The sequence below is a fragment of the Peribacillus sp. TE19612 genome (genome assembly GCF_056279465.1).
In genome coordinates this window covers 375,734-393,677 of sequence record NZ_JBWCCL010000001.1, presented here as the reverse complement: position 1 = coordinate 393,677, position 17,944 = coordinate 375,734, and the positions used below count along the sequence as shown (strand labels likewise).

The window sequence follows — 17,944 nt, the reverse complement described above, 5'->3', positions numbered from 1 at the left end:
TCAGGAAAATAAAACGGGATGCTGATCAAGGCAGCATCCCGTTCAAAAAAATGATTCACTGCTCTATGGCGGTGTCATCTTCCAATGATATTTTCCATAATTCTTTCGCTTTTCCACTAACCGTTTCATCAAAAACAAATGATCCATTCGTATATCGATCATGATTTTTTAATGAAGCGGCATGAATCGTTTCAATGGTTCCCTTTTCGGAAAGAATGAATAGACTGTCGGTTTTGTTAATGATATCGAAACCAATGACCCTATGAGGATTCGATTTCAATTCCCTCAAGACCACGACACCGCGTTTTGCCCGGCTCGTTTTTTCAAACTCGGTTAATTTCATTTTCTTTATGGCCCCGCGCTGTGTAACGATAAAGATCGATTCTTTACTATCCTTGGCCAAAACTTTTCCGCCAATGACATAGTCATCTTCTTTCAAGTTAATCCCTTTGACTCCGGCTGCCCGGACACCGACAACACTTACTTCTTCTTCATCAAACCATAAACCATAGCCATTATGAGTGACTAGGAAAAGGTCAGCCTGCCCATCGGTATGATGGACATCGACCAGTTCATCGTCACCTTTTAAATTGACACCAACCAGCGGTTTTGAATGACGCTGGGCTTTATAGGAAGCTAATTCTGTCTTTTTCACCATGCCATTTTTCGTGATGAACACTAAGAATTCCGGCATGGTAAAATCTTTGATTGGAATCGCTTTTATGATTTGTTCTTCCCTGTCGATTGGAATGATGTTCGCGATATGCTGTCCGGTTTCCTTCCAGCGAATATCAGGAAGCTGATGAACTGGACAATAGAGGTAGTTCCCTTTGGATGTGAACAGCAACAGGACATCTGTTGTATTCATCTCAAGCCTCTGGAGCAGGCGATCGGAATCCTTCATGCCAAAATCAAGACCTCCTGACGCTGCATAAGATCGTAACGATGTCCGTTTGACATAGCCTTCTTTCGTAACGGTAACCATCACGTCTTCACTCGCAATCAAGACTTCAAGATTTATTTTGATTTCTTCAATCTCTTTTTCGATTTTGGAACGCCGTCCGTCATCAAAGCCCTTTTTAATGAATCGAAGTTCTTTTTTAATTACTTGAAGAAGAACTTTTTCACTGCCAAGAATCTTTGTCAATTCCTCAATTTTGTCCTTCAATTCCGCTGCCTCTGCTTCAAGTGCTGTAATGTCCGTATTTGTCAGCCTATATAACTGCAAGGAGACAATGGCTTCAGCTTGCGCTTCTGTAAAAGCAAATTTAGCTATGAGGTTATCTTTAGCGTTCCGTTTGTCTTTAGAAGCCCGGATGACAGCGATGACTTCATCTAATATGGATAAAGCTTTCACCAATCCATCGACGATATGTGCCCTGTCATGTGCCTTTTGCAGCTCATAACGTGAACGGTTCACGATTACCTCTTTACGGTGTTCGATATAAGCATCGAGCATTTTAGGCAGGCTCATCAATGTTGGCCGTTTTTTATAAATCGCAACCATATTGAAATTGTATGCAATTTGGAGATCGGAATTTTTGTATAAATAATGCAGAACTCCATTTGCATCTGCTTCTTTTTTCAGTTCGATGACAATGCGCAGTCCTGTACGGTCGGTCTCATCCCTTACTTCGGCGATACCTTCCACTTTCCGGTCTAGACGGAATTCATCCATTTTCTTAACAAGGTTTGCTTTATTGACTTCATATGGGATTTCAGTGATGACGATTTGCTGTTTGCCGCCCCGAATCGTTTCCACTTCCGCCAACCCGCGAATGATTATTTTCCCTTTACCTGTTTCATAGGCCTTACGAATGCCCTCAATTCCTTGAATGATACCGCCAGTAGGAAAATCCGGCCCTTTAATGACAGTCATTAAATCAGCGACTGTCGCTTCCGGCTTATCGATTCGCATAATGGCAGCATCAATGACTTCACCTAGTTGATGTGGGGGGATTTCAGTGGCATAGCCGGCTGAAATTCCTGTAGAGCCGTTTACAAGCAGGTTAGGGAACATTGCAGGCAATACAATGGGCTCTTCTGAAGTATCATCAAAGTTCGGTACAAAATCGACCGTCCTTTTTTCAATATCCCGCAGCATCTCGGAGGCAATCGATGAAAGCCTTGCTTCCGTATACCGCATCGCAGCAGGCGGATCACCATCAATGCTACCATTGTTTCCGTGCATTTGGACCATGACCTTCCGCAGCTTCCAGTCTTGGCTCATCCGAACCATTGCCTCATAAACGGATGAATCTCCGTGAGGGTGATAGTTACCGATTACATTACCGACCGTTTTTGCGGATTTCCTGAATCCTTTTTCCTGAGTGTTTCCTTCGACATGCATCGCATACAATATCCTGCGCTGCACCGGTTTTAAGCCGTCCCTTGCATCAGGAAGTGCCCGATCTTGGATAATATATTTACTATAACGGCCGAAGCGGTCACCAATTACCTCTTCAAGCGGCAAATCCCGAAACGTTTCTTCAAATACCATCGTTAATGACCTCCTCTTCAATCGACATATTTTCATTATCTAAAATATTCGATTCCTCTTCGAGACCAAAAGCGACATTGGCTTCAATCCACTTACGACGCGGTTCAACCTTATCTCCCATCAAAGTTGTCACACGTCTTTCTGCACGTGCTCCATCATCGATCTTCACACGTATCAATGTCCTTGTTTCCGGGTTCATGGTCGTATCCCATAATTGATCGGCATTCATCTCACCCAGCCCTTTATAGCGCTGAATCATATAGCCTTTCCCCACCTTGTCTATCGCTCCCTGGAGCTCCTCATCGCTCCAAGCATATTCAATGACTTCTTTCTTCCCTGTCCCTTTGCTCACTTTATATAAAGGGGGCAAGGCAATGTAAACCTTTCCTGACTCTATTAACGGCTTCATATATCGGTAAAAGAAAGTCAGCAGCAGCACTTGGATATGGGCCCCATCCGTATCGGCATCAGTCATGATGATCACTTTATCATAGTTAGTGTCCGGCGTATTGAACTCCGCCCCGACACCTCCGCCGATGGCATGGATGATTGTATTTATTTCCTCGTTTTTAAAAATATCCGCCAGTTTTGCCTTTTCCGTATTGATAACTTTACCCCGCAAAGGTAGAACTGCTTGGAAACGGCGATCCCGCCCTTGTTTAGCGGACCCCCCAGCAGAGTCACCTTCTACAAGATACAATTCATTTCGTTCGGGATTTTTCGATTGGGCTGGTGTTAATTTCCCGGAAAGGATGGCATCGGATTTTTTCCGTTTTTTCCCGCTTCTTGCGTCTTCACGGGCTTTGCGTGCCGCTTCCCTTGCCTGGAACGCTTTAATCGCTTTTTTAACCAATAGGGTACTCGTGGTCGGATCTTCTTCAAAAAAGTAGGCTAGGTGCTCTGATACGATGGAATCGACTGCAGAACGGGCTTCGCTGGTTCCAAGCTTGCTTTTGGTTTGTCCTTCGAATTGAAGAAGTTCTTCAGGGATGCGCACTGAAATGATTGAAGACAAGCCTTCACGTATATCGGTACCTTCGAGGTTTTTATCTTTTTCCTTTAATAGCCCCATTTTTCTGGCATAATCATTAAATGCCCTTGTCATGGCCGTTTTTGCACCAATCTCATGGGTGCCTCCGTCTTTTGTACGAACGTTATTCACGAAGCTTAGAATATTTTCTGAATAACCATCGTTGAATTGAAAGGCAAGTTCGACTTCAATCCCATTTTGTTCCCCTTCTAAGCTGACTACACTATGGAGTGTTTCTTTCTCTTCATTTAAATAATCGACAAACGCTTCAATGCCATTTTCATAGTGGAAAATTTCATTATGGTCGTTACGCTCATCCGTCAATTCTATCTTCATGCCTTTTAAAAGAAAAGCTGATTCGCGAAGACGCTCACACAGGATCTCATAATTAAAAGTCGTCACCGAAAATATTTTAGGATCGGGCTTGAAGTGGATTTTGGTCCCAGCTTGATTTGTTTTGCCGATTTTCTCCAGTGTGGTTTCTGGCTTTCCGCCATTGAAAAAACGTTGTTCGTAAATGAACCCGTCCCTCTTGATTGTCACGACAAGCCATTCAGACAACGCGTTAACGACCGAAGCACCGACTCCATGAAGGCCTCCACTCGTTTTATATCCGCCTTGTCCAAATTTACCTCCAGCATGAAGAATCGTTAAAATGACCTCAGGCGTCGGTTTACCTAATTTATGCATGCCAATAGGCATTCCACGCCCTTTATCGGACACACTTACACTGTTATCTTTATGTATTTTCACACTAATTTGGTCTCCATATCCAGCTAAAGCCTCATCTACGGAGTTATCTACAATCTCGTACACTAAATGATGAAGTCCGCGTGCATCAGTACTGCCGATATACATACCGGGACGTTTTCTGACCGCTTCGAGTCCTTCCAGTACCTGAATTGCATCATCATTGTACTCGATTGTTTTTACTTTCTTTGCCACAGAAATTCCCCTTTCCTTACTAAACACAATTTCCGGGCCAAATCATACTGCAATGAAATGACTCACTAGCTTAACAAATCCATTTATACGTTATTATCATTATAACAAGTATAATACTTTCACGAACAAAGAACAAGTGTTCTATTTTTTTGTCCTTTTTATTAGCGTTAGCACATTTGTATGGAACAAAACGTATCATAGCTACCATTCTAATTGTAGCGGTAAATTTTCATTTGGCAAATATACTTTTATTATTTTAATCAAATTAAGCTTTAATGGCTTAATTTTGCCCGACCGCTCAATGCCCGCTATGGCTGCCTTTCAGTTTTTCTCCAGAAATAAAGCGATACCTTAAAAAAAGAGCGGAAGTTCCGCTCTTCATTTTACTTAGTAAGGGCGTGTTCGACTTTTATACATCGATTCATGATGACAGTATGTCCTTTTTCTTTCAAAAAATTATAGGCTTCTTCATTTTCCACTCCTAGCTGCGCCCAAAAGATATCTGCATCGATTTCTGCAAATTCCTTGGCTATCTCCGGAAGGAACTCTGAACGGCGGAAAACATTGACGATATCGACGTGCCCTTCAATATCTTTCAGTGCCTTAACTGCCTTTACACCCAGCACTTCAGATACAGCAGGGTTTACAGGAATGATTTCATATCCGCTATCCTGCATGGCCTTCGATACCATATAAGAAGTGCGCTCAGGGTTATCAGATAAACCAACGACAGCGATGCGCTTCGATTTTTTCAACATCTTTCCCATTTCTTCTCTGCTTGGATTTTCTATCATTCTTTTCAATCCCCTTTATAATAAAATGTAATATTTGATTAAAGAGTATTCCTAACAAAGGTATTTTACAGAGAAAAGCTGTTTATTACCATTATTAAGAAAAATCATTATACAAGAAAGAATAAGTTTCGAAAAGGCATGACTCACTTAACTTTCTTATGTTCATACAGACTACCACGTATTGTAACAATTTATACAAGGAGGCATCGTTCATTTTATATTTACGAAAATAAGGAAGTCTAAACCTTTTACCGTTCATGAACTTAACGTATATCAAAAGATGTAGGTCCATCAAGGAAAATTCATTTTTTTAGTGGATTTTTTTTTGGACAGCCGTACCATTTTGTCACGAAAATGTTACAATAAGAGAAGCTTAACAGGTATTTCAGGGCTGTTTTTAGCTATTTCTACACGTTTATTTTTGAAAAAGGGAACAATCTTCCTTAAACGTGATAAAAAAAGAAGATTTTTCTTAAAGAAAGGGTAATAGAATGCTTACATTTATCACTATACTGGCTGCCTACCTGATCGGTTCGATTCCGTCCGGTTTAATAATCGGTAAAACATTTTACAAAATCGACATCCGGGAGCATGGCAGTAAAAATCTAGGCGGGACAAATACCTTCAGGACACTTGGTGTCAAGGCAGGACTAACCGTTACTACCATGGATATTCTTAAGGGTACCCTAGCAACTTTTCTGCCGGATATGCTTGGTCTGGGAATGAATCCATTGCTAGCCGGAGTTTTTGCGGTCATCGGTCATATGTTTCCCATTTTCGCAAACTTTCGGGGCGGTAAAGCTGTTGCAACTTCTGCTGGTGTCATTCTTGCATATGAACCATTATTTTTCGTTTTTGCCGTTTTCATATTCTTCATATCCTTATACATATCCAAATATGTCTCGCTTTCTTCCATGATTGCTTGTCTACTTGCTCTCATCTACAGTTTAGTGTTTCATACTGGTGATTTGCCGCTTATTATTGTAATCGGTATAATAACGATCTTCATTTTTTACCGGCATCGTGCAAACATCAAGCGGATTATCGATAAAACTGAACCTAAAGTAAAATGGTTATAAGAACATGTGCATTACCATGTGAAGATAGGCCCGTATGCATGGGCCTATTTTACTTTCTACAATTCATTTGCCGTGTTATTCAGGATACTGGCATGCCTCGAAACCTTTTCAGTAGCGCTACCGATTTCCTGGATGATTGACACTAATCCCTGGATTGTCATTTCCATTTCTGCAGAATCCGTTATATTCCCTTTGATGACTCCGATTATTTCATTGAAGGAATTTTCCGTTAATCCAGATTCCTTCTCACCTGCTTGAACCACTTCTTTAACCCTTAGGACAGAATCAACAACATCTTTCATGTATTCATTTGATGATTGCACGATTGCATCTATTTCAGCTATCGATTTTTTAGTCTGTTCAGCAAGTTTCCTGACCTCATTCGAAACAACCGCAAATCCATTACCATGTTCACCTGCCCGTGCTGCCTCGATGGCTGAGTTCAATGATAGTAAATTTGTCTGGTCGGCCATTCCCTGTACAAGCTTAACAAACTCGGTGATGCTTAAGAAAGATTGGTTTAATAAAACGATCTTTTCATCAACATTTTTCATGAAATTAACAAGGTTTTGTATCTTTTCCGTTAAGATCTGCATACGCTTCTGCCCCTCTTCAGCCATTGTTTTTGAACGAAGTGATTGTTCAGCGCGCGTTGCGATCTGCATTTTGACAAATTGCCCGTTTTCTATCAATTGCTTAACGGAAGCATCCGTTTCTTCACTTAAATACAAGACTTCTTCACTAACTAACGAGATTTTCCTTTTTACTTCCTCTTTTATTTCTTTATATTGATTTTCCCTAGCCTTTAAATGTTCCACTTCATATGCCTCAAGGACTAATTGCTGTTCGAGATTGAGTATCTTTCCTATCGCTGATATTAATGCCCGCTGCTCATCTTCATTCTTGGTTTGTTCAAAGACAATTCTTTGCAAGTGATTCTGTACATTTTGAAAACCGGATGAATACCACCGGGGCTGTAAGCCAATACGATAATGAGTCTTCGCCACCTTTGTCCGCAATTTAACAAAATCATCGTCAATCACACCATTGAATAGAGATAACATATGAGTAATTAACGTTTTTCTCAATCTTCCCACTGTGCTGTGCGCCGTTATAATCCCTTTCAATTCAGGAACCTGCAGAATCGATTGATAAAAGGCATCCACAACTCCCTCAACCTGGGGTTCGATTGCCTCTCTAAAAGCATGGATCAGCTTTAAATCGTATTCCGTTAAATCGATGATATTAACCTGAAGTTTCACCTGTTCACTGCTTACATCCAATATGCCATCTGTTTCATTTGCTTTTTGAAACCAGTTTGCTTTTATTGGCTTCACTTTTATGAAAATGCCCATATCCCACTCCCCCTGATTTTGTAAATCATGACAAAGCTAATCCATTATATCCCAACAGCAAAATGTGGTTCTTTATATCCGTTTAATTGAAAGGAAATCAGATTACCCCAAAAAAATGATTCATTCAGACTATTTATATTTCATTCTGGACTCTACAAGATTCTTTTGTCAAGGTAAAAGGACCTAAATTATTTTTACATTAACTTCAAATCGAAAGAATGGTTTGGAATTCGTTTAATGGAGAAAGAGTCAAGTAAGGATTGAATAATTGTTGAACAGAGGCTACACTGGAACTAGTTATTACATATCGTTAGGAGAAAGTGCCATGAAGCCATTGCAAATATCACCGGAAACTGCATTAAAGTTATCCAAGTCACTAAACTTGCCTTTAGAGCAAATCATGCATATGCCTACACCAGTCTTGCTGAGAAAGCTTGCCGAGGCTGAAGCAAAAGAAAAAGGCAATACAAAATAGCTGCAGGAATCTGCAGCTATTTTTGTGTGTGCTCATATGGGTACGAAACGATCTTACGGGTAATACCATTTCCGGATTCCCTTTTACAAGCCCCGTCTTTATAAGGAAATTAATTAGATGGCATTTCGTTTAATCCTCACAATATATAATTTCAGAGTCTTGCTTCATAAATATATCAATATTCCCCTGCCACTTTGTTAAAGGGCTCAGGAATCAAAAAGGCAAAAAAACCGCACATGGGCGGTTTTCAATTGAAAGTCAATTCTTTTGCCATATCAGGCAGAGGCTTCTTTTTGACTGATATTAATTGTTCATTTTCATAGGTACATGCAAATTCTTGTGGTGGTTCATCCTGTAATATATCTTTCAGGTAATACTTTATGTTGGACACAACTTCACTTGCCTCCATAACCCATTGAAATGGCTTCCAGGCAAGTTCCCCTTCATCACAGGCAGATAGCCCTCCCCCTGCATCTTCAGCTCTGTAAACATACATTCCACCTGTTTCATTCCATGTCACGATCCCTCGAAAGCTCATCCCCCTTACTTTCAATCCAGTTTCTTCAAGAATTTCGCGTTCCATCGATTCATCGATGGTTTCACCTTTTTCTATTTTCCCGCCTATGCCATTCCATTTATGCCGATTGGGATCCTTTTGGCGAAATAGCATCAACACTTCGTCTTCGTTGGATCTTTTTCGAGTTATGAAACAAATATTATATATAATATCCATGGTTATTTCCTTTCTTAAACGCACATTATTCGCATCTACTGCATAATTACTTTATACTTAAATAACGAACCTCTAGGAAGGAGAATGAGTATGAAACTGACCATTTCCGATCAAGCAGCTAAGTGGTATATTGATGAACTGGGGCTTCAAGAAGGCTCTCATTTGCGCTTTTATGTAAGATATGGCGGGCATAGTACCGTCCAAAGCGGCTTTTCATTAGGTATCATGCAAGAAGAACCGGAAAATGCAGCGGCCGCAACGACTATGAACGAGATTAATTTTTATGTAGAAGAAAAAGATTTATGGTACTTTGATGGCCACGATTTACTTATTACTTTTAATGAAAAACTGACGGAACCAGAATTTCAATATGAAAAGAGTGCTTGACAATAAAGCAGCGGTGTAAACTGCTGTTTTTTCTTGTTCAATCGAGCAGGCGCTCTTCAATATCTTCCGCCCTAAGAATTTCCGCTTGTTTATCCCCTAAAAGATCAAAATGAGAATAGCCATCCTTCCTGTGATGAATCCACTCTTTTTTTAGCCCGTATTGCTTACCCCACTCCGATAAACGCCTTAAATCCTTGCATCCGACCTTTGTTACCGTCTTGCAACCGGGAAATCGGTCATCCAGCCAATAATGAGTTAAAAAAGCTATTTGGCCTTGATCGATTTTCTGCTTCCAGGCTACCACGTCTACCCGTTTAATCCCAAAAGCCATTTTTGATCACCTCAATAATTGTAATTAAACCAATTCATCCTGCTTTTTATTTTTCTCATAGGCCTCATGCCATTCAGGATACATGCGTTTAATGGATATCGGGCGGAAGCTCTCCTTTTTAACGCAAACGTGGGAAGAATGACCTGTAGCCGCCACTTCATTTTTCCCATTAACGATCTCATACCCATAAACGACGCGTAAACCATCATATTTTTCAATCCAGGTTTTAATTTTTACCTTATCACCATATCTAACAGGGGTTTTATACGAAGCCTGAATATCCATAACAGGTGAGAGGATGCCATCCGCTTCCATATCAGCATAATAAAACCCTAAATCATTTATCAATTTTGTCCTGCCTAGTTCCATCCATATTAAATAATTCGCATGGTAAACAACACCCATTTGATCTGTCTCTGCATACCGCACTTCAATTTCGTTTTCTGCTATGAACATTTTATTTCCCCACTTTCATTTCTCTTGCAATAAACATTTTATCATAACAATTGTGCAAATTTCATTTAAGCTGTCTTTATAGACTGATTCCCTGCGTTGAACCTAAAATGAAAGGGGAGAAAGATTTCTCATCTCTTTCTCCCCTTTTTGTTTAAATATTATCGTTACTATAACCGCTTTCCCGTGCTTCTTGCTCATCTTGCATTTCTTCCTTCATTCCATCAATGCTCTTTCTTCTTCGTTCATTTTTAGCCTGAATTGCCTGTTTTTCTTCCCCTGAAGAGAATGATAACGTTTCATTTGCAGCGGTTATGTTCTCTTCCGTATTTTCTATTGCATCTTGAATTTTTTCAACATTATCTAAACGATTATCCGGATTGTGCTTATTTGTGCCCATTATTTTCACCTCATGTTTTATTATTTACATAATATTATTACGATTACTTTATTAAGCCTTGATTACTCGCCTTTAGTTTGAATGACCTGAGGATGTTTCCCGGATTTGTCCTGCATTTTCTTACCGTTATTCCCACCTGCTGCTATTGGTTGTGTCCCTAGATGGCTCGGTCTAAAGTGTTTGGAATCTTTTTTTGGATTACCCATTTTATCGCCTCCTTCTCTTATCCTTCTCTTATCATGGATAAAAAAGAGGAAATTCATGAATGCCAGTTTTTGAAAAAGCCATGAAAAAAGAGCCAGCACCTTGAAGGGACCTTCATGGCACTGGCTCTTTTTAAGCAAAACCTATTCAGCCTTTTGCATATGTTTTTTTTCAAGACGTTCCTCAAGTCTTTCCATTTGCTTAACGTCCATCAATAATTCCCTTTTGTTTTCTTTAATTAATTCTTCAAATGTCCTTTTTCTTTTTTTCATGCTTTTCACCTACTTATTTTTAATATAATTTTCAGTATTGCCAAATTAACGTAAAATTATGACTATATGGTTTCCATCCCTTGAATTGTCATAATTATCAGATTTTTAACCTGATTAAAATTCCATTTATCCGCTCTCTATACTTTAACCCTTTTTCCATGAACATTAACAATAATTTTTTAATTTTTTTGATTTTTCCATTAAAGTTTGACAACTTTGTTAACATACAATAAAACGGAACCTCATAAAGGTTCCGTCAGACTGTATTCAAAAACATTCCTCCGACTGCCGCCAGGCATCTAGCTCGGTTGGCAGGAGTTTCGCTAACTACATAAAGTTCCCCTACTGCATACTATTTATATTTCGTTCCATATCTTTTAATGTCATGGCTGAAATTACCTTATTCCTGATAATGCCTTTTTTGTCGATGAAGTAAGTTGTCGGTATGCTAAGAATTTTGTAGCGCTCATTCACTGGATTTTTTGCACTTTGACTGTCCAGCGGTATGGTAAAAGTAATTCCATTATCCTCCACAAATGCTTGTACATCATTTTCAGGGTCAATATTGACTGCAAGTACGACGACATCATCACCCGCTTGTTGTGTGTATTTCTCCATATCCGGCATTTCCTTCTTGCAAGGCGGGCACCACGTTGCCCAAAAATTGAGCATTACCTTTTTGCCCTCATAATCCGATAATTCAACTTGTTTACCATCCAAAGTTTTCAGGGAGAAATTCGGTGCTTTAGCTCCAATTTTCAATCCGCCCAAAGCATCTTTTTCGTCATTTCCCTTCGATTCATTATCCATCGCCTGCACGATCGCTACAGTAATAAGTGATAGTAAGGCCACCGAAGCAATAATTTTTTTAAGCATACTCGTCCTCCTAGTCCCATTACAATAAAAATATTAGTCCATTTCCAGAATTAGAACAACTTCCCTATTCCATCTTAACAATAAAAGGGTATGCGGAAAAGTGCAATTCCTATAAATCATATCATGATATCTCATTGTTTCATAAACTTGACACAAAAAAAAAGCGGTAAACCTATAATAGGTTTACCGCTTCCCAAAAGCTGAAATCAGCCTTTTAATTTATTACGTAATACCATTTGAAGGATACCACCGTGACGGTAGTAGTCGATTTCGATTTCGGAATCGAAACGAACAAGTACATCAAATTCTTTTACGTTTCCAGCTTCATCAGTAGCTGTAACTTTTACGATATCACGCGGTTTAACTGTTTCGTCGATTTTAACTGCGATCGCTTCTTTACCAGTCAATCCAAGCGTTTCAGCGTTTTCGCCTTCTTTGAATTGAAGTGGAAGAACACCCATTAATGCAAGGTTAGAACGGTGAATACGTTCAAAGCTTTCAGCGATGACTGTTTTGATGCCAAGAAGGTTAGTACCTTTCGCAGCCCAGTCACGAGAGCTTCCCATACCATAGTCTTTACCAGCGATTACTGCAAGACCTGTTCCATCAGCTTTGTATTTCATACAAGCATCATAGATAGCCATTACATCGCCTGTTGGCCAGTAAGTTGTGTATCCACCTTCTGTACCTGGAGCAACTTGGTTACGGATACGGATGTTTGCGAATGTTCCGCGCATCATCGCTTCATGGTTACCACGACGAGAACCGTAAGAGTTAAAGTCACGCGGTTTCACACCGTTTTCACGAAGATAGATACCAGCTGGTGTATCTTTACCGATTGCACCTGCAGGAGAAATGTGGTCAGTTGTAACTGAGTCACCGAATTTACCAACTACACGCAAGCCGGAAAGTGGGTTAACTGAACCCGGTTCTGGTGATAATCCTTCAAAGAATGGAGGATTTTGAATGTATGTTGATTTAGAATCGAAAGCATAAATCGCTTCGTTGCTTGTTTGGATTTCATTCCAACGTTTGTTATCGTTGAATACTGTTTCGTATTCTTTACGGAATAATTCCGGTGTAACTGTTGCTTTAACAGCAGCGTTAACTTCTTCTTGTGATGGCCAGATATCAGCAAGATATACATCGTTACCATCTTTATCTTTACCAAGTGAATCATTGTTAAGATCGAAGTCCACAGTACCAGCAAGTGCATATGCAACAACCAAAGTTGGAGAAGCAAGATAGTTCGCTTTAACTAGTGGATGAATACGGCCTTCAAAGTTACGGTTACCAGAAAGTACTGAAGTTACCAGAAGATCTGCCTCAGCAACAGCTGCTTCGATTTCGTCAGCCAATGGACCTGAGTTACCGATACATGTTGTACAGCCGTAACCAACTACGTTGAATCCTAATTGATCAAGGTATGGTTGAAGACCTGCATCACGAAGGTAACCAGTAACAACTTTAGAACCTGGTGCCAATGATGTTTTTACATAATCCGGAACAGTCAAGCCTTTTTCAACTGCTTTTTTAGCAATAAGACCTGCTCCAAGCATTACGTACGGGTTAGAAGTGTTCGTACAGCTTGTGATTGCAGCAATTGCAATCGCACCTGTTTTCATTACCGTTTCTTTGCCATCGGCAAATTTAACAGTTACTTCTTTATCCAATTCAGAATTGTCCATGCCAAAACCTTGGTTGCCCATAGGTGCATTGATTGCGTCATGGAAAGATTTTTTCATTTGAGAAAGTGGAATCAAATCTTGCGGGCGTTTAGGGCCTGAAAGGTTTGGTTCAATTGCTGAAAGGTCGATTTCCACAACATCATTGTATGCTGGATCTTCGTTTTCAGGAGAGTAGAACAAACCATTTTCTTTGCAGTATGATTCAACCACTTTAATTTGTTTTTCATCACGGCCAGTTAAGCGCATGTAATCGATCGCTTCTGCATCAACAGGGAAGAAACCAACTGTAGCACCGTATTCAGGAGCCATGTTAGCGATTGTTGCACGGTCAGCAAGTGGAAGGTAACCTACTCCTGGGCCGTAGAACTCAACGAATTTACCAACTACGCCATGTGCACGAAGAACTTGTGTTACTTTCAATGCAAGGTCAGTAGCTGTTGTACCTTTAGGAAGTTGGCCAGTCAGTTTAACACCAACGACTTTTGGAACTGGGAAGTAAGAAGGCTGTCCAAGCATGCCTGCTTCTGCTTCGATACCGCCGACACCCCAACCAAGAACACCAATACCGTTGATCATTGTAGTATGTGAATCTGTACCGAAAACAGAATCAGGGAATACTTCGAAGTCACCGTTTGGAGTTTCAACAGCATGAACCACGTTCGCAAGGTACTCTAGGTTAACTTGGTGAACGATACCAGTTGCCGGTGGAACTGCACGATAGTTGTTGAATGATTTTTGAGCCCAGCTTAGGAACTGGTAACGCTCTGCATTACGTTCGAATTCAAGATCCATATTGGCATCTAGGGAATCCATTGTACCCGCTTTATCGACTTGTACAGAGTGGTCAATTACAAGGTCAACCGGGATTTCCGGGTTGATTTTGTCAGGATCTCCACCAAGTGCTGCGAAAGCATTACGTAAAGAAGCTAAATCAACAACAACTGGAACACCAGTGAAATCTTGTAGGATTACACGTGAAGGCTTGAACGGAACATCTATATCTTGTTGCTCGCTTGTTCCCCATTTAGCAAGGTTCGCAACGTGTTCTTTTGTGATTACTCTTCCGTCTACTTGGCGAAGTACCGCTTCAAGTAATACTTTAATGGAATATGGAAGGCGTGATACTTGGCCATCCCCTGCTTTTTCAATAGCGTCTAGGCTGTAGTAGTTGTAGCGTTGCCCATCAATTTCAAAGGACCTACGCGCTTGGTATACGTCATTTTTCGTCATGAATATTACCCCCTATTAAACTGTCAGAACGTATTCTGCACATGAAAGTAAAACCTGGTCCACTGAAACCATGTTTACTATAAATATAAGTAAAAAAGTTAGTTTGTCGAATTTTCTCTCTCTTCTCCCACCCTAACTCTTCCTTCAACTTAATACTAATATAGAAATGAGTATAAGTAAATAACAAGAAAGTTATTGTTTTTGATAAGTTTCTCTTATAGAAAAAAATCCCCCACATATTAAAGTGCATGTAAGAAGCCTTGCTGATATGCATTTTCTTGAAAATAACCCTATTTTCGGCCTGATAAATTATTCCAGCAAAACATATTGATACTTCATACATAATCATTCGACATTATCGCATTCTATGGGTGGAGGTGTCGAAATGACAAAACAAAAAGCAAATCATGTTATACCAGGTATGAATGCAGCAAAAGCGCAAGGTAATGGGGCTGGATACAATGATGAACTGGGAAATGAACCGCCATTATCGGAAATGCAAAGACAAAACAATAAAAAAAGAAAGAAAAACCAATGATTCCCCTCATTTCTAGGCTTTAAATAGGATAGGCTTTTTGAAATGGCAGATGTCCTGCATTTTTCAAAAAGCCTATTCCTTTCTAAAATCAGGAAATGCACAAGTAAAACGCGCAAAACTCACGACTAATGCGCATGGACTCATGACGAAAGAACCTGTCACTCAATAGTCCTCAGAATTGACCTCATTGACGATTGCCTGGATATCCTGTTCGAATTTTTTCAATTGTTCTTTCTGATGTTCGGAAGCGGTGACTAAAGCAGATTGTATTTGTTGATAGGCCTCGTTCACTTCCTGCTTCACATGTTTCAATTCCGTTCCGTAATTCGGTGCGCTTTTCTCAATGGATGAGTAAACATCAAATACTTGTTGATAACTTTGCTGGGCTTCCTGGAAAGTCCTTCGCTTATCTTGTTTATCCTGCATTTGGAATCAGCTCCTTAAATATAGTGTCCATCAATAGCATGTACGAGGTTTGCAAATATATGTATGTGAATAAAATTTCACGGACTGATTATCTTAAGAGATAGGAGGGATCGAACATGAACAAAAACGATGGTAAAGATATGCGAAAAAATGCTCCTAAAGGAAATAACCCAGGTCAACCAGCACCGTTAAGCGGTTCTCATAAGGTGAAAAACAGGCAGCACTCCCGTCAGAAGCATAATAGCAGTCATGATATGTAAGCTGCTTATATAATCGTTCCATAACAAAGCGGTGCCGCCCCAAAAAGGCAGACACCGCTTTCGTTTTATATTTCTGAGCAAATAAGTCACATTGGGAAAATGTTCGATACCTTCCTATTATAAGGGCATCTTTTTTTGGCACTCTTTCACGGGTATAAACGTGAATTGCAAGTCGGTGCCATTTCAGCCAAAATAACGATGATATAACGTTTTTGCTTCTGCAATATTTTTTGTTCCATGAATCAACGCCCGCCCGTCTTTAAAAACGACCAACCGATGGGTTCCAATGGTAAATGAAAGTAAATAAGGATTCCTGTCGATCTTACCACCTTGTGCGATAAGATTATTTTCGAGTTCCGCTAAGTCTCTTTCAACCTTCACTGCCGGCCTGATTTGGACAGAATCCCTTCCGCATAAAACGGCGGTCTTTGTTCGATTTGAATAAGAGAGGTGGGGATACGTTCGATTTGACCCACATGACAAACAAGTATCCTTTTTTAATTTCGCTACATTTATGGATGAATGTTCATTTTTCCAAAGATCAAATGAAACGATTTTGTTTCTCAGCGATTCATGATCTTCGACAAGGATTTTTAAAGCTTCCACCATTTGATGGGCAACGACCGTTTGAACGGCAGGGCTGATGATTCCCGCCGTATCACAAGTCAGTCCTCCAATCGGGACCGTTTCCAGCAAACAATTCAAACATGGTGTCGTCTCTGGGATTACCGTGTAACTTATCCCATAACTCCCTACACAGGCACCGTAAATCCAGGGGATTTTATATTTTTGTGCAGTATCGTTAATAAGCATCCTTGTATCGAAATTATCAGTGGCATCCAATATCAAATCCACGCCTTCAACAAGCTTCGCCAATCCATCAACCGAAACATCCGCCACAAGTGATTTTACGATTACATCTGAATTAAGCGCATTCAGGCGATTCTTCGCTGCCACTGCTTTCGGTATTCTTTTTTGTGCATCATCTTCACAATAAAGCTGTTGTCTTTGAAGGTTGCTCCACTCTACATAATCCCTGTCAACAATGGTGAGTTTCCCAATTCCGGCTCGTACAAGGCCTTCCGCAGTTCCCGTACCGAGAGCACCCGCTCCAATCACCAAAACGTGTTTTTTGCGAATTTTCATTTGCCCTTCTTCCCCAATAGGACCAAAAAGTTCTTGACGTGAATAACGCTCATTCATCCAATGCTCAATCCTTCAACCGGGCTGCTGGCAATCGCATAATCATTCTTTTCGATTCTTCCTGCTTCATACCCCAATCGCCCTGCCTCAATGGCAAGTTTCATTGCCCTCGCCATTTTGACTGGGTCTTTTGCTCCGGAAACAGCAGTGTTAAGTAATACGCCATCCGCCCCTAATTCCATGGCGATTGCTGCATCAGAGGGTGTTCCGATCCCTGCATCAACAATTACCGGCACCTCTGATTGTTCCATGATGAACCGTAAGTTCAGTGGGTTTATAATGCCTTGACCAGAGCCAATTGGTGAAGCTCCGGGCATGATTGCATGGCACCCCACTTCTTCCAGGCGTTTAGCGAGCAAGACATCATCCGAAGTATAAGGTAATACGGTGAATCCCAGCTTCACTAATTCTTCAGCAGCTTTCAATGTTTCAATCGGGTCAGGCAGCAGTGTTTTTTGACAGCCAATGACTTCAACCTTAATCATGTCACATAAGCCAGATGCTTTTGCAAGCTGGGCTATGCGCACTGCTTCTTTGGCTGTTTTAGCTCCTGCCGTATTGGGAAGGAGTGTGTATTTCTTCAAATCAAGCTTTTCCAAAAAATTGGGCTGACTGGCTTCAAAAATGTTCATTCTCCGGACCGCGAATGTTAATATTTCCGTCTCCGAAACCTCCACTGATTGTTTTTGAACATCGAAATTTGGATATTTTCCAGTACCTAATAATAATCTTGAAGAAAATTCATGAGAACCAATCTTTAACATA

The 17,944-nt window shown here is 40.4% G+C and carries 20 protein-coding genes; 5 read left to right on the top strand and 15 right to left on the bottom strand.

Features of this window, described 5'->3' with window-relative positions; genetic code table 11:
• Positions 1 to 55 precede the first annotated feature (55 nt).
• The 3 genes from parC to ACZ9AO_RS01875 all read right to left on the bottom strand — a co-directional run bounded on the left by parC (position 56) and on the right by ACZ9AO_RS01875 (position 5,269).
• Positions 56 to 2,500, bottom strand: a complete 2,445-nt coding sequence (gene parC, locus ACZ9AO_RS01885; RefSeq protein WP_048678599.1) for a DNA topoisomerase IV subunit A — start codon at positions 2,498 to 2,500, stop codon at positions 56 to 58.
• Complete coding sequence (parE, locus tag ACZ9AO_RS01880; protein ID WP_048678600.1) at positions 2,490 to 4,475, bottom strand: DNA topoisomerase IV subunit B; 1,986 nt, start codon at positions 4,473 to 4,475, stop codon at positions 2,490 to 2,492. Before parE ends, parC begins: the two co-directional genes overlap by 11 nt.
• A 383-nt stretch (positions 4,476 to 4,858) precedes the next feature.
• The gene (locus tag ACZ9AO_RS01875) at positions 4,859 to 5,269 is read right to left on the bottom strand and encodes a CoA-binding protein (RefSeq protein WP_034312397.1); all 411 of its coding nucleotides are present in this window, start codon (positions 5,267 to 5,269) and stop codon (positions 4,859 to 4,861) included.
• 491 nt (positions 5,270 to 5,760) lie between these two features.
• Here ACZ9AO_RS01875 and plsY point away from each other — a divergent pair, with 491 nt between their 5' ends.
• A complete protein-coding gene (gene plsY, locus ACZ9AO_RS01870; protein WP_095393705.1) occupies positions 5,761 to 6,348 on the top strand; it encodes a glycerol-3-phosphate 1-O-acyltransferase PlsY in 588 nt (195 codons plus the stop codon).
• 56 nt (positions 6,349 to 6,404) lie between these two features.
• On the opposite strand, the gene ACZ9AO_RS01865 is transcribed toward plsY, so the two are convergent.
• Positions 6,405 to 7,703, bottom strand: a complete 1,299-nt coding sequence (locus tag ACZ9AO_RS01865) for a protoglobin domain-containing protein (RefSeq protein ID WP_476108320.1) — start codon at positions 7,701 to 7,703, stop codon at positions 6,405 to 6,407.
• 325 nt (positions 7,704 to 8,028) lie between these two features.
• Between ACZ9AO_RS01865 and ACZ9AO_RS01860 the strand changes: the two genes are divergently transcribed.
• Complete coding sequence (locus tag ACZ9AO_RS01860) at positions 8,029 to 8,178, top strand: YycC family protein (RefSeq protein WP_065310839.1); 150 nt, start codon at positions 8,029 to 8,031, stop codon at positions 8,176 to 8,178.
• Positions 8,179 to 8,425: 247 nt separating this feature from the next.
• Here ACZ9AO_RS01860 and ACZ9AO_RS01855 read toward each other — a convergent pair whose 3' ends face one another.
• On the bottom strand, positions 8,426 to 8,911 hold the full coding sequence (locus ACZ9AO_RS01855) for an NUDIX hydrolase (protein WP_251539292.1): 486 nt from the start codon (positions 8,909 to 8,911) through the stop codon (positions 8,426 to 8,428).
• A 90-nt stretch (positions 8,912 to 9,001) separates the two neighbouring features.
• On the opposite strand from ACZ9AO_RS01855, the gene ACZ9AO_RS01850 reads away from it, so the two are divergent.
• The gene (locus tag ACZ9AO_RS01850; RefSeq protein WP_034312410.1) at positions 9,002 to 9,298 is read left to right on the top strand and encodes a HesB/YadR/YfhF family protein; all 297 of its coding nucleotides are present in this window, start codon (positions 9,002 to 9,004) and stop codon (positions 9,296 to 9,298) included.
• A 37-nt stretch (positions 9,299 to 9,335) separates the two neighbouring features.
• On the opposite strand, the gene ACZ9AO_RS01845 is transcribed toward ACZ9AO_RS01850, so the two are convergent.
• From ACZ9AO_RS01845 to acnA, 7 genes are all read right to left on the bottom strand, one after another.
• Positions 9,336 to 9,629: a hypothetical protein gene (locus tag ACZ9AO_RS01845; protein WP_054396157.1), complete on the bottom strand. Its 294-nt coding sequence runs from the start codon at positions 9,627 to 9,629 to the stop codon at positions 9,336 to 9,338.
• Between the two features lie 24 nt (positions 9,630 to 9,653).
• Positions 9,654 to 10,085, bottom strand: coding sequence for an acyl-CoA thioesterase (locus ACZ9AO_RS01840; RefSeq protein WP_034312417.1), 432 nt, complete (start codon positions 10,083 to 10,085; stop codon positions 9,654 to 9,656).
• A 151-nt stretch (positions 10,086 to 10,236) separates the two neighbouring features.
• A complete protein-coding gene (tlp, locus tag ACZ9AO_RS01835) occupies positions 10,237 to 10,482 on the bottom strand; it encodes a small acid-soluble spore protein Tlp (protein ID WP_048678618.1) in 246 nt (81 codons plus the stop codon).
• A gap of 62 nt (positions 10,483 to 10,544) precedes the next feature.
• Complete coding sequence (locus ACZ9AO_RS01830) at positions 10,545 to 10,688, bottom strand: acid-soluble spore protein N (RefSeq protein WP_057275900.1); 144 nt, start codon at positions 10,686 to 10,688, stop codon at positions 10,545 to 10,547.
• A gap of 141 nt (positions 10,689 to 10,829) precedes the next feature.
• On the bottom strand, positions 10,830 to 10,958 hold the full coding sequence (locus tag ACZ9AO_RS01825; protein ID WP_072272906.1) for an FbpB family small basic protein: 129 nt from the start codon (positions 10,956 to 10,958) through the stop codon (positions 10,830 to 10,832).
• 342 nt (positions 10,959 to 11,300) lie between these two features.
• Complete coding sequence (locus ACZ9AO_RS01820; protein WP_053534825.1) at positions 11,301 to 11,834, bottom strand: redoxin domain-containing protein; 534 nt, start codon at positions 11,832 to 11,834, stop codon at positions 11,301 to 11,303.
• A 206-nt stretch (positions 11,835 to 12,040) separates the two neighbouring features.
• Positions 12,041 to 14,752 (bottom strand): aconitate hydratase AcnA, encoded by a 2,712-nt coding sequence (acnA, locus tag ACZ9AO_RS01815; RefSeq protein WP_476108319.1) that lies wholly within the window; start codon positions 14,750 to 14,752, stop codon positions 12,041 to 12,043.
• Positions 14,753 to 15,137: 385 nt separating this feature from the next.
• Between acnA and sspO the strand changes: the two genes are divergently transcribed.
• On the top strand, positions 15,138 to 15,290 hold the full coding sequence (gene sspO, locus ACZ9AO_RS01810; RefSeq protein WP_034312428.1) for a small acid-soluble spore protein O: 153 nt from the start codon (positions 15,138 to 15,140) through the stop codon (positions 15,288 to 15,290).
• Between the two features lie 162 nt (positions 15,291 to 15,452).
• Here the strand turns inward: sspO and ACZ9AO_RS01805 are convergent, their stop codons facing one another.
• Positions 15,453 to 15,716, bottom strand: coding sequence for a hypothetical protein (locus tag ACZ9AO_RS01805; protein WP_048678629.1), 264 nt, complete (start codon positions 15,714 to 15,716; stop codon positions 15,453 to 15,455).
• 116 nt (positions 15,717 to 15,832) lie between these two features.
• Here ACZ9AO_RS01805 and ACZ9AO_RS01800 point away from each other — a divergent pair, with 116 nt between their 5' ends.
• Positions 15,833 to 15,976: a small acid-soluble spore protein P gene (locus ACZ9AO_RS01800; RefSeq protein ID WP_063576391.1), complete on the top strand. Its 144-nt coding sequence runs from the start codon at positions 15,833 to 15,835 to the stop codon at positions 15,974 to 15,976.
• 183 nt (positions 15,977 to 16,159) lie between these two features.
• On the opposite strand, the gene ACZ9AO_RS01795 is transcribed toward ACZ9AO_RS01800, so the two are convergent.
• Positions 16,160 to 17,179 (bottom strand): thiazole biosynthesis adenylyltransferase ThiF, encoded by a 1,020-nt coding sequence (locus ACZ9AO_RS01795; RefSeq protein ID WP_476108318.1) that lies wholly within the window; start codon positions 17,177 to 17,179, stop codon positions 16,160 to 16,162.
• Positions 17,176 to 17,943, bottom strand: coding sequence for a thiazole synthase (locus tag ACZ9AO_RS01790; RefSeq protein ID WP_251539288.1), 768 nt, complete (start codon positions 17,941 to 17,943; stop codon positions 17,176 to 17,178). The genes ACZ9AO_RS01795 and ACZ9AO_RS01790 overlap by 4 nt, the downstream gene beginning before the upstream one ends.
• Between the last annotated feature and the right edge of the window lies 1 nt (position 17,944).